The organism is Phyllobacterium sp. 22229, from assembly GCF_052056495.1.
Taxonomy (GTDB): Bacteria; Pseudomonadota; Alphaproteobacteria; order Rhizobiales; family Rhizobiaceae; genus Phyllobacterium; species Phyllobacterium myrsinacearum.
Genome location: NZ_JBQEPA010000043.1, coordinates 1 through 11,715, shown reverse-complemented (window position 1 = coordinate 11,715; position 11,715 = coordinate 1). Strand labels below are relative to the sequence as shown.

13 protein-coding genes are annotated in these 11,715 nt (G+C 59.7%); 4 read left to right on the top strand and 9 right to left on the bottom strand.

Annotated elements, in window-relative coordinates:
* Positions 1-165 precede the first annotated feature (165 nt).
* Positions 166-1,599 carry an aldehyde dehydrogenase family protein gene (locus ACTJJ7_RS27825; RefSeq protein ID WP_130273182.1) on the bottom strand — a complete coding sequence of 478 codons (1,434 nt, stop codon included), beginning with the start codon at positions 1,597-1,599 and terminating at the stop codon, positions 166-168.
* Between the two features lie 205 nt (positions 1,600-1,804).
* On the bottom strand, positions 1,805-2,839 hold the full coding sequence (locus ACTJJ7_RS27820; RefSeq protein ID WP_440969479.1) for an L-idonate 5-dehydrogenase: 1,035 nt from the start codon (positions 2,837-2,839) through the stop codon (positions 1,805-1,807).
* A gap of 167 nt (positions 2,840-3,006) precedes the next feature.
* Between ACTJJ7_RS27820 and ACTJJ7_RS27815 the strand changes: the two genes are divergently transcribed.
* A complete protein-coding gene (locus ACTJJ7_RS27815) occupies positions 3,007-3,774 on the top strand; it encodes an SDR family oxidoreductase (protein ID WP_440969478.1) in 768 nt (255 codons plus the stop codon).
* Positions 3,771-4,277 carry a gluconokinase gene (locus ACTJJ7_RS27810; protein ID WP_440969477.1) on the top strand — a complete coding sequence of 169 codons (507 nt, stop codon included), beginning with the start codon at positions 3,771-3,773 and terminating at the stop codon, positions 4,275-4,277. Before ACTJJ7_RS27815 ends, ACTJJ7_RS27810 begins: the two co-directional genes overlap by 4 nt.
* Here the strand turns inward: ACTJJ7_RS27810 and ACTJJ7_RS27805 are convergent.
* From ACTJJ7_RS27805 to ACTJJ7_RS27780, 6 genes are all read right to left on the bottom strand, one after another.
* Positions 4,274-5,158 (bottom strand): NAD(P)-dependent oxidoreductase, encoded by an 885-nt coding sequence (locus ACTJJ7_RS27805; RefSeq protein ID WP_440969476.1) that lies wholly within the window; start codon positions 5,156-5,158, stop codon positions 4,274-4,276. The two genes, ACTJJ7_RS27810 and ACTJJ7_RS27805, sit on opposite strands and share 4 nt — an antisense overlap.
* A gap of 32 nt (positions 5,159-5,190) precedes the next feature.
* Positions 5,191-6,126 carry a 2-hydroxyacid dehydrogenase gene (locus tag ACTJJ7_RS27800; protein WP_440969475.1) on the bottom strand — a complete coding sequence of 312 codons (936 nt, stop codon included), beginning with the start codon at positions 6,124-6,126 and terminating at the stop codon, positions 5,191-5,193.
* A 27-nt stretch (positions 6,127-6,153) separates the two neighbouring features.
* On the bottom strand, positions 6,154-6,885 hold the full coding sequence (locus tag ACTJJ7_RS27795; protein ID WP_440969474.1) for an amino acid ABC transporter ATP-binding protein: 732 nt from the start codon (positions 6,883-6,885) through the stop codon (positions 6,154-6,156).
* Positions 6,866-7,525: an amino acid ABC transporter permease gene (locus ACTJJ7_RS27790; RefSeq protein WP_105738300.1), complete on the bottom strand. Its 660-nt coding sequence runs from the start codon at positions 7,523-7,525 to the stop codon at positions 6,866-6,868. Before ACTJJ7_RS27790 ends, ACTJJ7_RS27795 begins: the two co-directional genes overlap by 20 nt.
* Positions 7,522-8,226 carry an amino acid ABC transporter permease gene (locus tag ACTJJ7_RS27785; protein ID WP_105738299.1) on the bottom strand — a complete coding sequence of 235 codons (705 nt, stop codon included), beginning with the start codon at positions 8,224-8,226 and terminating at the stop codon, positions 7,522-7,524. The genes ACTJJ7_RS27790 and ACTJJ7_RS27785 overlap by 4 nt, the downstream gene beginning before the upstream one ends.
* A 64-nt stretch (positions 8,227-8,290) precedes the next feature.
* A complete protein-coding gene (locus ACTJJ7_RS27780; RefSeq protein WP_105738298.1) occupies positions 8,291-9,094 on the bottom strand; it encodes a transporter substrate-binding domain-containing protein in 804 nt (267 codons plus the stop codon).
* 308 nt (positions 9,095-9,402) lie between these two features.
* Here ACTJJ7_RS27780 and ACTJJ7_RS27775 point away from each other — a divergent pair, with 308 nt between their 5' ends.
* On the top strand, positions 9,403-9,729 hold the full coding sequence (locus ACTJJ7_RS27775; protein WP_440969473.1) for a hypothetical protein: 327 nt from the start codon (positions 9,403-9,405) through the stop codon (positions 9,727-9,729).
* Between the two features lie 54 nt (positions 9,730-9,783).
* The gene (locus ACTJJ7_RS27770) at positions 9,784-10,812 is read left to right on the top strand and encodes a LacI family DNA-binding transcriptional regulator (RefSeq protein ID WP_440969480.1); all 1,029 of its coding nucleotides are present in this window, start codon (positions 9,784-9,786) and stop codon (positions 10,810-10,812) included.
* Here ACTJJ7_RS27770 and ACTJJ7_RS27765 read toward each other — a convergent pair.
* Entirely contained in the window at positions 10,809-11,186 is a 378-nt protein-coding gene (locus tag ACTJJ7_RS27765; protein WP_440969472.1) for a DUF4180 domain-containing protein, read from the bottom strand. The two genes, ACTJJ7_RS27770 and ACTJJ7_RS27765, sit on opposite strands and share 4 nt — an antisense overlap.
* Positions 11,187-11,715: the final 529 nt, after the last annotated feature.

The following is an 11,715-nucleotide window of genomic DNA, read 5'->3' as shown; positions in this document are numbered from 1 at the left end:
CACGCCTTTCCAAAAAAAACGCTCAAATCAAAACTTTCTCAAGCAAACCAAACAACCCCTGGGGATAACCCAACAACCGCCAGACAAAGAACCCAATGAATACGGGCGGTGCAACCGCACCGCCCGTCAAAAACCGGTCTGTCATAAAAACAGAGAAAGTCCGCGTCAGGCCAGCGTATAGGCCGTCTTCACGGTCGTATAGAATTCAGCGGCATATTTGCCCTGCTCGCGCGGGCCATAGCTTGAGCCCTTGCGCCCGCCGAACGGCACGTGGAAATCCACGCCCGCCGTCGGCAGGTTGACCATGACCATGCCAGCTTCAGCATTGCGCTTGAAATGCGTGGCGTGTTTGAGGCTCGTCGTGGCAATACCCGAGGACAGGCCGAACGGCGTATCATTTGCCGTATGCAGCGCTTCCTCGTAATCCTTCACCCGGATCACGCTGGCGACCGGGCCAAAGATTTCCTCGCGGGAAATCCGCATCTGGTTGGTCGCCTCGGTGAACAATGCCGGCTGCAGGTAGAAACCGGGATTATCCCGGGTCAGCCGCTCGCCGCCGAAGGCCAGCCTGGCACCCTCGGTCTTGCCGATGGCGATATAATCCTCGTCCTGCTTCAGCTGGCTCTGATCGACCACCGGACCGATATGGGTTCCGGCTTTCAAGGCGTCATCGACAACGACACTCTTCAGCCGCTCGGTCGCCGCCGCGACGAACCGGTCGTGGATGCCCTCGGTGACAATGATGCGCGAGGACGCGGTGCAGCGCTGGCCAGTCGAAAAGAAGGCGCTGTTGACGGCGGCTTCCACAGCCACGGTCAGATCAGCATCATCAAGCACGACAAACGGGTTCTTGCCGCCCATCTCCAGCTGGAACTTGCGCATATGTTCGATGGAGGCAGCAGCAACGCGCTTGCCCGTCCCTACCGAACCGGTGAAAGTGATCGCATTGACATCGGCACTGTCCAGAATGGTCTGGCCGACAACCGAGCCCTTGCCCATGACGAGGTTGAGCACGCCCTTCGGCAGGCCGGCGCGATGCAATATATCGACAATCGCCCAGGAACAGCCGGGAACCAGATCCGCAGGCTTGAAGACCACCGTATTGCCATAGGCGAGTGCCGGCGCAATCTTCCAGGCCGGAATGGCGATGGGGAAATTCCACGGTGTGATGATGCCGACCACGCCCACGGCTTCCCGCGTGATTTCAACACCGATGTTCGGGCGGGCACTGGGGAGAACCTCGCCGGCCAGGCGCAGGACTTCACCGGCGAAGAAATCAAAGATCTGGGCGGCGCGCACCGTCTCGCCGATGCCTTCGGCCAGGGTCTTGCCTTCCTCGCGTGACAACAGCCGGCCGATCTCGTCCTTGCGGGCCGTGATCTCATCGGCGGTCTTGCGCAGGATGGCGTGACGCTCGAGAATGCCGGAGCGCGACCAGGCCGGGAATGCTGCCTTTGCTGCGGCAATGGCGTTCAACGTGTCTTCGGCTGTCGCCCGCGCATATTCGCCAACAACATCATTGGTGTTGGAGGGGTTGATGTTGGCGATCGCATCGCCGCCGATCCACGCGCCGTCGATCAGGTTCTGGTGCACTGTCATGATATATTCTGTCCTTCCTGATGACGGCACCAAGGGCCGCCACACTATGGCCGTCGACCGGCCTTCTCCCGAAATGCTCACGCCGGACAAACCCTCGGCGATACGCCCGGAAGCATCAACGCTCTGTCAAAGGGAAAGTGGCGCCGGACCTTAACATAGGGGAAGGCGGTTTCAATGGACATTTGCCGCATTGCCGATGCGAATGTCAGGCAAAGGCGAGTTGCACTTTCATCGAACGGCTGCGATCCCCCGCGGCCTCAAAGGCCTGCACTGCCTCATCGAGAGTGAAGATGCCGGTGAGCAACGGCTTCACATCCACCACCTTCCGGCCAATGAGGTCAACGGCCAGGCCGAATTCCTCATGGAAGCGGAAGGAGCCGCGCAGATCGATTTCCTTGGAGACGATCAGGTTCTGCGGAATGGCGATGTCCCCACCAAGGCCGAGCTGCATGAGAATGCCGCGCGGACGCAGGACGTCGAGCCCGGCGCGCAGCGCCCGTTCGTTGCCGGATGCCTCGAACATCACATCGAACGAGCCCTTGTTGGCGGAATAGGCTGCCAGTTGCTCCGGATGGTCGGCGACATTGATGGTCCGGTCCGCCCCGATCTCGCGGGCCTTGACCAGCACCGCATCCATGACATCGGTTGCAACAATTTCCCGGGCACCATGCGCGCGTGCCGCCAGGATGGTCAGCGCCCCGATGGGACCGCAGCCGGTAATAAGGACACGCTTGCCAAGCAATGAACCGGCGCGCTTGACCGCATGCAGCGTCACGGCAAAGGGTTCGGCAAAGGCCGCTTCATTGACGGAAACGCCATCCGCAACCCGGTGGCATTGCCAGACCTCGGCGATCAGCCGCTGGCGGAATGCACCCTGGATATGCGGCATGGGCATGGCGCTGCCGTAGAAACGCATGTTGAGACAATGATTCTGCAGCCCTTGCAGGCAATAATCGCACTGGTTGCAGGGACGGCTGGGCGATACCGCCACACGGTCGCCGACGGCAAGACCGCTGACCCCCGCCCCCAATGCCCTGATGGTTCCGGCAATCTCGTGGCCAAGGATCATCGGTTCACGCAGCCGGATCGTGCCGAACCCGCCATGATTGTAATAGTGCAGGTCCGAACCGCATATGCCGCCGGCCTCGATGGCAATATCCACCTGCCCGGCTTCGGGAACACCCGGATCGCGCTCTTCGATGCGCAGGTCCTTTGCCGCGTGGATGACAACAGCCTTCATGCATTCCTCCCCTCGCGCATCATGCCTGCAGCCGCAACGGCCGGGATCATTTTCAGCGCCACAACACCGGAATACTTGCATATGTTATCGATAACATTTATGTCAAGCGGAGAAGGAAGCAATGACATCCCGCAATCGGAATTCCGCAGAACCGGAGGAAACAAAGAATGGCCTATCCATTGTTCAGCCTGGAGGGAAAACGCGCCCTCGTTACGGGATCAAGCCAGGGAATCGGCTTTGCCCTGGCCAAGGGACTGGCTGAACACGGGGCGGAAATCATCATCAACGGCCGCGATGCCGCCAAGGTCGATGCCGCCGTTGCCGAACTGAAGGCAGCGGGCCATAAAGCCCATGCGGCCGCGTTCGACGTGACCAGCCTGGACAGCGTTAAACATGGCATCGACACGATCGAGACAAATATTGGCGCGATTGATATTCTGTTCAACAATGCCGGAATGCAGTTCCGCACACCGCTTGAGGACTTTCCCGAAGACAAGTGGCAGTTGCTGCTGCAGACCAATATTTCCAGTGTCTTTTATGCCGGACAAAGCGTGGCAAAACATATGATCAAGCGCGGGCGCGGAAAAATCATCAATATCGCCTCCGTGCAGAGCGAACTGGCGCGGCCCTCCATCGCGCCATACACCGCGACCAAGGGCGCCGTCCGCAATCTGACGCGCGGCATGTGCACGGACTGGGCCAAATACGGCCTGCAGGTCAACGCCATTGCACCCGGCTATTTCAAGACACCGCTCAATCAGGCGCTGATCGACAATCCGGAATTCTCCGGCTGGCTGGAAAAGCGCACCCCGGCGGGACGATGGGGCAATGTCGAGGAACTGGTCGGTGCGGCGGTGTTTCTTGCCAGCGACGCGTCATCCTTCGTCAACGGTCAGGTCATCCATGTCGATGGCGGCATCACGGCTTCCCTATGATCAGACTGATCGTCATGGGCGTAAGCGGTTCCGGCAAATCATCGGTCGGGGAAGGAATCGCGGCGGCACTGTCCCTGCCGTTCATCGAAGGCGACGTGATGCATCCGGAAAGCAATGTGCGGAAAATGTCGGCGGGTATTCCGCTGACCGACGAGGACCGCTGGCCTTGGCTCGACAAGATCGGCGCAGAACTCGCCAAGGCGGAAAATGGCGTCGTGGTGTCCTGCTCCGCACTGAAGAAGATGTATCGCGACCGGCTGCGGCAGGAAGCGGGCGGGACCCTCGCCTTTGTTTTTCTCGATGGCAGCCTGGCGGTCTTGCGCGATCACATGGGCAAGCGCACCGGGCATTTCATGCCTCTGTCCATGCTCGACAGCCAGCTGGCGACGCTGGAATCGCCAACGGGTGAACCACTCGTGTTCACACAGGATGTCGCGCATCCGATCACGCAGATCGTCGAGGCCAGTGTCGAATGGCTGAGAGCCCAGACATTCCGGGATTAATCGGAGAAACCGTCGAGCAGCCGCATCATCTCGGCGGAATCGCGCGCGCCCAGACCGGCGGCGCACAGCAGCCGGTGAATTTCAACGACCTGACCGGTCATCGGCAACGGCGTCTTCGTCTTCAGCGCAAAGGCCTGCAGCGAATCGAGATCCTTCAGCATGTTGTCGATGCGCCCGGTCGGCGTGTAATCACGCGCGGCGAACTTCACCATGAACTCCTGCATGATGCGGCTGTCGGCGCGCCCGCCCGCCAGAGCCTGCGGTATCAGCGCCGGATCAACGCCGCCCGCTTCCGCCAGCTTCACCGCCTCGGCAATCGCCTGAAACGCCACGGCACAAAACAGCTGGTTGATCAGCTTCGTCGTCTGCCCCGCCCCGCTCGGCCCCATCAGCGTATAATTGGCGCAGAGGTTCCGCATGACCGTCCGGCCGCGCTCGAAGTCGGCGGCATCGCCGCCAGCCATCACGGTCAACCGTCCCGAAAGCGCACCGGGAACACCACCCGACAGCGGGCAGTCCAGCCATTTCATCCCCGTTGATTCCGCCAGCTTTGCCGCCATATCGGCGGTTTCCTTCGGATCAATCGACGACATATCGATCAGCAGCCTGCCCGCTCCGGCAGCCGCAGCCACGCCATCCGCACCGAACACGACCGTCCGGACAATATCGGCATGGTTGAGGCTCAGAATGACGAACCGGCTTTGCGCCGTGGCCGCGGCAACCGAAAGTGCCGCCACTGCGCCTTTGGCCACAAGTGCCGTCACCTTCTGCGCATCGACGTCAAACACCGTGACCGGATGGCCGGTCTCGATAAGCCGCGTCGCAATCGCGGCGCCCATGAGCCCGGCGCCAATAACGGCAATCGTCGGTACATCGGCCATGGCGGCTCTTCCCCTGTCTATCGCGATATCTGTCAAACAACTGCCGCCGGCAGCGGCTTGCCGGCAAATTGCGCTTCCAGATTGGCAAGCACAAGGTCTGCCATGGCCCGGCGTGTTTCGTGGGTGGCGCTGGCCACGTGCGGCGAAAGCACGACATTCTTCATGCCGAACAGCGCCTCCGGCACACGCGGCTCGTCCGCGAACACATCAAGCCCGGCTCCCGCAATGGTGCCATGCTGCAAGGCTGCAACGAGAGCGGTTTCGTCGACAAGCGAACCGCGGGCGATATTGATCAGGCTGCCATCGGAGCCAAGTGCTTTCAGCACATCCGCATCAACAACATGTTTTGTTTCTGCAGAGGCCGCCGCCGCAATGATCAGCACATCGCAATTGGCCGCAAGCTCCGCGAGTGTCGGGTAAAATGTATAGGGAACATCCAGCTTGCGGCGCCCCGAATAGGAAATCTGCCCGTCAAAGGCGACAAGGCGCTTGGCGATGGCCTGGCCGATGCGGCCCAGTCCGAAAATACCGTAGCGCCGTCCGGTTACCCGGTGCCCGAGCCCAAGCTCGCCCTTCGGCCAGTTGCCTGCACGAACATGATTGTCGGCCAGAATGAGCTGCCGCGCCAGATTGATGATCAGCCCAAGCGCAAGGTCGGCCACATCGGCGGTCAGAACATCCGGTGTATTGGCAACGCGATAACCGCGCTGGCGCGCCGCGTTCAGGTCGATCTTGTCGTAACCGACACCATTGATCGAAACGATTTCCAGCTTGGGCAATTGAGCCGCAAGCTCGGTCGGAATGCCGATATGGCCGCCCGTCACCACACCGCGGATTTTATCCGCATGGGATTTCAGGAAGCCCGGCTGGTCCGTCATCTCGAACCAACGGTGCACGGTATAGTGCCTGGCAAGATCCGCTTCGAGTGCGGGCATCAGCGGGCATAGCTGCAGAATATCGATCGGCATGATCATGGAATTCCCTAATGGATGGATTTACTTGACATCGGCTTTGACGAACTGGCGCAGCTCCGGCGTCCTGGGATCGCTGAAGAGCGCCTTCGATACCCCCTCTTCCCAGATCTTGCCCTGATGCATGAAAATGGTTTTTGTCGCGACCCGGCGGGCAAAAGCCATTTCATGTGTCACCAGGATCATCGTCATCCCGTCACGCGCCAGCTGTTCCATGACGTTGAGCACCTCCTCGGTCAGCTCCGGATCGAGCGCAGACGTGACTTCATCGAACAGCATCACTTTCGGCTGCATGGCGAGGGAGCGGGCAATGGCAACACGCTGCTGCTGGCCGCCGGACAGCTCATCCGGATAGGCATCAAATTTCTCGGACAGTCCGACCAGCTTCAGCACTTTTTCCGCTGTCTCACGGCTCTGCGCCCTGGCAACGTTCTTGACGATCTTCGGCGCCAGCATGATGTTTTCGCCGACACTTAAATGAGGGAAAAGATTGTAGCTCTGGAAGACGATGCCGACATCCCGGCGCAGTTCCCGCAGCTGACGGGGATCGTTGCTCACCGTATGGCCGGCAATCTCGATGCGGCCGGAATTGATCTTTTCCAGGCCGTTGATGCAACGCAGCAAGGTGCTCTTGCCAGAGCCTGACCGGCCGATCAGCGCGATCACCTCGCCGCGCTCGACCGTCAGCGAGACACCTTTGAGAACTTCGACCGAGCCGAAGCTTTTATGGACATTTTCAACGATGACTTCTGGCATGGAGTCTCCTTTCCAGCCAACGCGACAGCTGGGACAGCGGATAACAGACGACGAAGTAGAGCGCCGCGACCGCAAGAAACACGCGGAAGGGCTGGAACGTCGCATTGTTGATGAGTTGGCCCGCACGGGCGAGTTCGACAAAACCGATGATCGAGGTGATCGACGTGTTCTTGACCACCTGCACCGCAAAGCCGACGGTTGACGGCAACGAGATGCGCAGCGCCTGCGGCAGGATTACATAGCGGTATTGCTGCACGCGCGTCATGGCGAGCGATTCGGACGCCTCCCATTGCTGCTTGGGTACGGACTGGATGCAGCCGCGCCAGATCTCGGCGAGATAGCCCGATGCATAGATCGTCATCGAAGCGCCCGCCGCCACGAGAGGCGGCAGTTGCAGCCCGGCGAGGCTTAGTCCGTAATAGGACAGGAACAGGATCATCAGCACAGGAATGCCCTGGATGATCTGGATATAGGTTGCGGCCACTATCCTCAGCCACTTGTGCGTGGATGTGCGGGCGAGCGCGATGACGAAGCCGACAATGCCGCCGCCGCTGAGCGCAATGATGGTCAGCACAACAGTCCACAGGAGCGCCGAGACGAGAAAGCCGAATTCGCTGAAGCCGAAGGTCCGGAGAATCATGCCTGCACCTCCGGAAGAGCGATCGCGGTTCGCCGCGCCACGCGGCGGCCGAACAGCCACAGTCCGATCATGGCCAGCACGCCGCGCAAGGCGAGCGCCAGTGCCAGATAGATGAGCGTCACGACAATGTAGACTTCGAATGAGCGGAAACTCTGCGATTCGATGAAGGCGGCCGATGCCGCGAGCTCCTTTGTCGAGATGGCCGAACAGACCGACGATGCCAGCATCATCAGGACAAACTGGCTGCACAATGCCGGATAGACCTTGGCAATGGCCGGCATGATGATGACATGGCGGTAAATCTGCAGCCGCGTGAAACCCAGTGCCTCACCCGCCTCGATCTGCGATTTGTGAATGGATTCGATGCCGGCGCGGATGATCTCAGTGGAATAGGCGGCGAGATTGATGGTCATGCCGATCAGGGCTGCTGTCACCGCACTGACGCGCAATCCGAGCCCCGGCAGGCCGAAATAGACAATGAAGAGCTGCACGAGAAACGGCGTGTTGCGGATGATCTCGACATAGGCATCAACGAGAATACGGCCGATACCAGGCTTCATCGAGCGGACCGACGCCAGCACGATACCGGCGGCACAGCCAAGAATGATCGATGCCACGGAAAGCTTGATCGTCATCCATATGCCGGCCAGAATTTCGTTCTGGTATTGGGCGATGACGCCAAACTGGAAGGTGTAGGACATCTCCGGTCTCCATTGGAAAATGGCACCGGGCAGGTCTTGCCCGGTGAACCGATTGAGCGGCAGATCAGAAGGATGGCAGCTGCGGCATGGGCTGGCCGGTCCACTTGACCGCAATGGCATCGAGCTCGCCGGAGTTCTTCATCAGGTAAATCGCCGTGTTGAGCCATTGGCGCATTTCGAAATCCTGCAGCGCCGTTGCCATGGAGTTCCCCTGGCGGAAGAAGGTAAAACCGACCTGCAAACCGGCATCGGGCAACTGCTTCAACACCGCATCGGCCACCGTCGACGGCAGCGCGACCGCATCGACCTGTCCGGCGATCAGCGCCTGGGCTGTCGTCGAATCATCTTCATAGACCACAAGCTCAAGACCCGGCACGGCCACTTTGCGCAAGGCGGCTTCCTGGGACGACCCGCGATTGACCGCGACACGCTTGCCGCTGAGTTCGGAGAGCGCGGCGAATTTCTGGTCCTTGCCGGAAACAATCACCATGTTGAAGGCGCTGTAGGGCTGGGTGAACATGACCGTCTTGGCGCGCTCACCCGTCGGCGCGAGCGTCGCAATGAGGAAATCGACCTTGCCGGTCTGCAGCGCCGGAATGCGCGATGGCGGTGTCAGCGGCACAAGTTCCGCCTTCACGCCGAGATAACCGGCGATCAGGTTGGCGACATCAACGTCATAACCCGTGGGATTGCCCTTCTCGTCGACCATGCCCATCGGCGGCGCGCCGGTGAGCACGCCGATTCGGACGGTGCCGCGCGAGGTGATGTCGTTCAGCGTGACCGCATTGGCATCGACTGCCGAAAACAGCCCTGCAGCGGCAAGGCCGACGGCCGCGATCATCACGCGCAATGATTTTGAAATACCCATTCTTGTCTCCTCCACTTGTCGTCTTGTCCATGATTCCGGCAATGCCTCCCGAGCATCACCCGCCAGTCTCAGTGTGTATCAATTGTTCTCGATAACATTCCCATTCAATCGGTTGATCCCGCGATACTCGCTGCGTGTCTTCGACAGCAATCCGCTCAAAAGCATCAATCCGTAGCCCGTTCAAACCATTCGGCAACATTCCCTGACGCCTTGTCAATTTTGCTGCTTGTTTTTCCAATCAAGCATGTTATCGGTATCATTACAAGTGGCAAGGCGAAAATGCCATGCTGAAGACGCTAGGAGGATTCATGTTCACCCGGTCGGCCATTTTTGAGGGAACGATTCACAAAGGCCAGGAAGAGGCCTTCTTTCGAATGGTGGAGGAGCGATTGCTGCCCGTCTGGAAGCGCATGCCGAATGCCCAGGCGGTGCGCGTCATGCGCATGGTTGATTCGGACCCTGATTCGCCTGATATCGCCATGGTCCAGGAAATCGACTACCCCACGATGGAGGCCGTGAAGGAAGCTCTCGCCTCGCCGGTGCGCCTCGAAGGCCGGGCCATCACCGATGAAATGATGCGCATGTTTGACGGCCGTTTCTACCACGTGGTTTACAACAGGATCGCCCCGAAGTAACTGATTCGGAGCAGACAGGACCGAACCGTGCCGCCATCTTCGCCCAAAGCCACCATGCACGACGTTTCCCGCCTCGCCGGCGTGTCGAAGATGACTGTCTCGCGGGTGCTGGCGGACCCGGACCTGGTTTCCGAATCAACACGAAACCGCGTGATGAAAGCCATCGAGCAGCTGAGCTACGTGCCGGACCGGGTGGCGGGCAGCCTTTCTTCCCGGCGCACCAATTTCATCACGGCGATTCTCCCGACACTCACCAACTCCAATTTCGCCGATACCGCGCAGGGGCTTGCCGAGGCCATGCGCCCGGCCGATTATCAGCTCCTCATCGGCTACACCATGTACCGGCTGGAGGAAGAAGAGCGAATCATCCGTGCCATGCTGGCCCGGCGGCCCGATGCGATCGTGGTTGCCGGGACCACCCACACCAAAGCGGCAAACGAAATGATGCTGCGGGCGGGCATTCCGATCGTTGAAATATGGGATACACCGCAACATCCGATCGACCACGCGGTCGGCTTTTCCAATTATGAAGTGGGCCGCGCCGCAGCGCTGCACCTCCTCGCATTGGGGCACCGGCGAATCGGAGCACTCGGATCCAGGATGGACGGCGATGCGAAGGATTTGCGCGGCGAATCACGGCTTGCCGGCTTTACTTCGGTGCTGCGCGAGGCTGGCCTCGGCGATGAACTGGTGATTCGCGAAGGGCTGGCGCCGGTTTCCTACGATCATGGTGCCCTCACCCTAGGCATATTGCTGGAACGGGCGCCGGATGTGCAGGCAGTCTTTGCCGTTTCCGACATTTCCGCCGTCGGCGCGCTGATGGAATGTCACCGGCGCGGTATCAAAGTGCCCGGCGATCTCTCGCTGATGGGTTTTGGCGATTTCGATATTGCCCGGCAATGTGTTCCGGCGATCACAACGATTCGCATTGATGCCGAACAGATCGGCCGTAGAACGGGAGAACTGCTGCTGCAGGTTCTCGATCGCAGCACCGCCCCCGACTATACACCGGCGGCGGCAGTCAATGTCGGGTTCGAACTGGTGACGCGTGGCACGACAGCACCCGCAGGAAAATCGCGTTAGCCGGCTGCCTTAATGGCCAGCCGCTGATCGAGCTCGGCCAGATCGCGGATAAACCACAGGCTGCGCCCGCGATTCGTCTCATAGACAAAGTCGCGCAATGGCTTGCTCGTATCTGCCCATGCGGAGATATCTCCGAGTATCGCCAGGCCAACCTGATAGTTGACAAATTTCTGGATGACTTCTCCGGCAATCCGGGTCTTGAGGTCGAAAAAATCACCGCCGAGCCGGGAAACCGGAATAACGGCAAGCGTAGCATCGCGCGCCCAGGTCTCGCTGAGAAACAGGTTGGCATCCTGCGCCGCGGCAAGTTTTTCACCGTCTCCGGCAAACAGGAGAACGCGCACGCCATGCATCTCGATTGTCTCGTCGCTCATCTGCCGAACATTCCTTTGGCTGCCCATATGGACAATGACAAATTACCGCCGCAGCAAACCGGTGCAATAGTTATTCAGGTTGAGCTGAATGAAAGTTTCATGCTTTCTGGAGCTTTATAAGCCGACGAATATATTGCCGCACAAGGGGGTAGCGAACTTCAGGCGCTCCTGTTTTTGCGCGACGTATCAAACGGGGGCAACCCGGTTTATGGCGGGGTTTTGGTGTTTTGTGAGAAGCTGGTTCTGCGATTGTGAGTTGGTTTTGGTTGCGGGGACAGGCTTTGGTTTATGTCCCGCGGCGTCGGCGCTGGCTCCTTGCGGGCCCCTGATGCGGGTTCAGATCGCCGGCCCGGGCATAGCCTGGACGAGCCGGGCCTTTTGTGCATTGGTTTTGGGGAGAGGCTTTGTCCGTTCGGCCTTAAAACAGTCTGGTTGACTGTTTTGCCGGGCTTTGCCCGGACGCCCTCACCCTTCAGGTTCTTCGCCTGACGTGAGACTGGGTGTTTTGAGATGTATCTGGGAGATTGGT

Excerpts from the sequence above, each read along its gene's own strand:
- ACTJJ7_RS27825 (WP_130273182.1), bottom strand. The coding sequence starts at position 1,599 with ATGACAGTGCACCAGAACCTGATCGACGGCGCGTGGATCGGCGGCGAT.
- ACTJJ7_RS27820 (WP_440969479.1), bottom strand. The coding sequence starts at position 2,839 with ATGAAGGCTGTTGTCATCCACGCGGCAAAGGACCTGCGCATCGAAGAG.
- ACTJJ7_RS27815 (WP_440969478.1), top strand. The coding sequence starts at position 3,007 with ATGGCCTATCCATTGTTCAGCCTGGAGGGAAAACGCGCCCTCGTTACG.
- ACTJJ7_RS27810 (WP_440969477.1), top strand. The coding sequence starts at position 3,771 with ATGATCAGACTGATCGTCATGGGCGTAAGCGGTTCCGGCAAATCATCG.
- ACTJJ7_RS27805 (WP_440969476.1), bottom strand. The coding sequence starts at position 5,158 with ATGGCCGATGTACCGACGATTGCCGTTATTGGCGCCGGGCTCATGGGC.
- ACTJJ7_RS27800 (WP_440969475.1), bottom strand. The coding sequence starts at position 6,126 with ATGCCGATCGATATTCTGCAGCTATGCCCGCTGATGCCCGCACTCGAA.
- ACTJJ7_RS27795 (WP_440969474.1), bottom strand. The coding sequence starts at position 6,885 with ATGCCAGAAGTCATCGTTGAAAATGTCCATAAAAGCTTCGGCTCGGTC.
- ACTJJ7_RS27790 (WP_105738300.1), bottom strand. The coding sequence starts at position 7,525 with ATGATTCTCCGGACCTTCGGCTTCAGCGAATTCGGCTTTCTCGTCTCG.
- ACTJJ7_RS27785 (WP_105738299.1), bottom strand. The coding sequence starts at position 8,226 with ATGTCCTACACCTTCCAGTTTGGCGTCATCGCCCAATACCAGAACGAA.
- ACTJJ7_RS27780 (WP_105738298.1), bottom strand. The coding sequence starts at position 9,094 with ATGGGTATTTCAAAATCATTGCGCGTGATGATCGCGGCCGTCGGCCTT.
- ACTJJ7_RS27775 (WP_440969473.1), top strand. The coding sequence starts at position 9,403 with ATGTTCACCCGGTCGGCCATTTTTGAGGGAACGATTCACAAAGGCCAG.
- ACTJJ7_RS27770 (WP_440969480.1), top strand. The coding sequence starts at position 9,784 with ATGCACGACGTTTCCCGCCTCGCCGGCGTGTCGAAGATGACTGTCTCG.
- ACTJJ7_RS27765 (WP_440969472.1), bottom strand. The coding sequence starts at position 11,186 with ATGAGCGACGAGACAATCGAGATGCATGGCGTGCGCGTTCTCCTGTTT.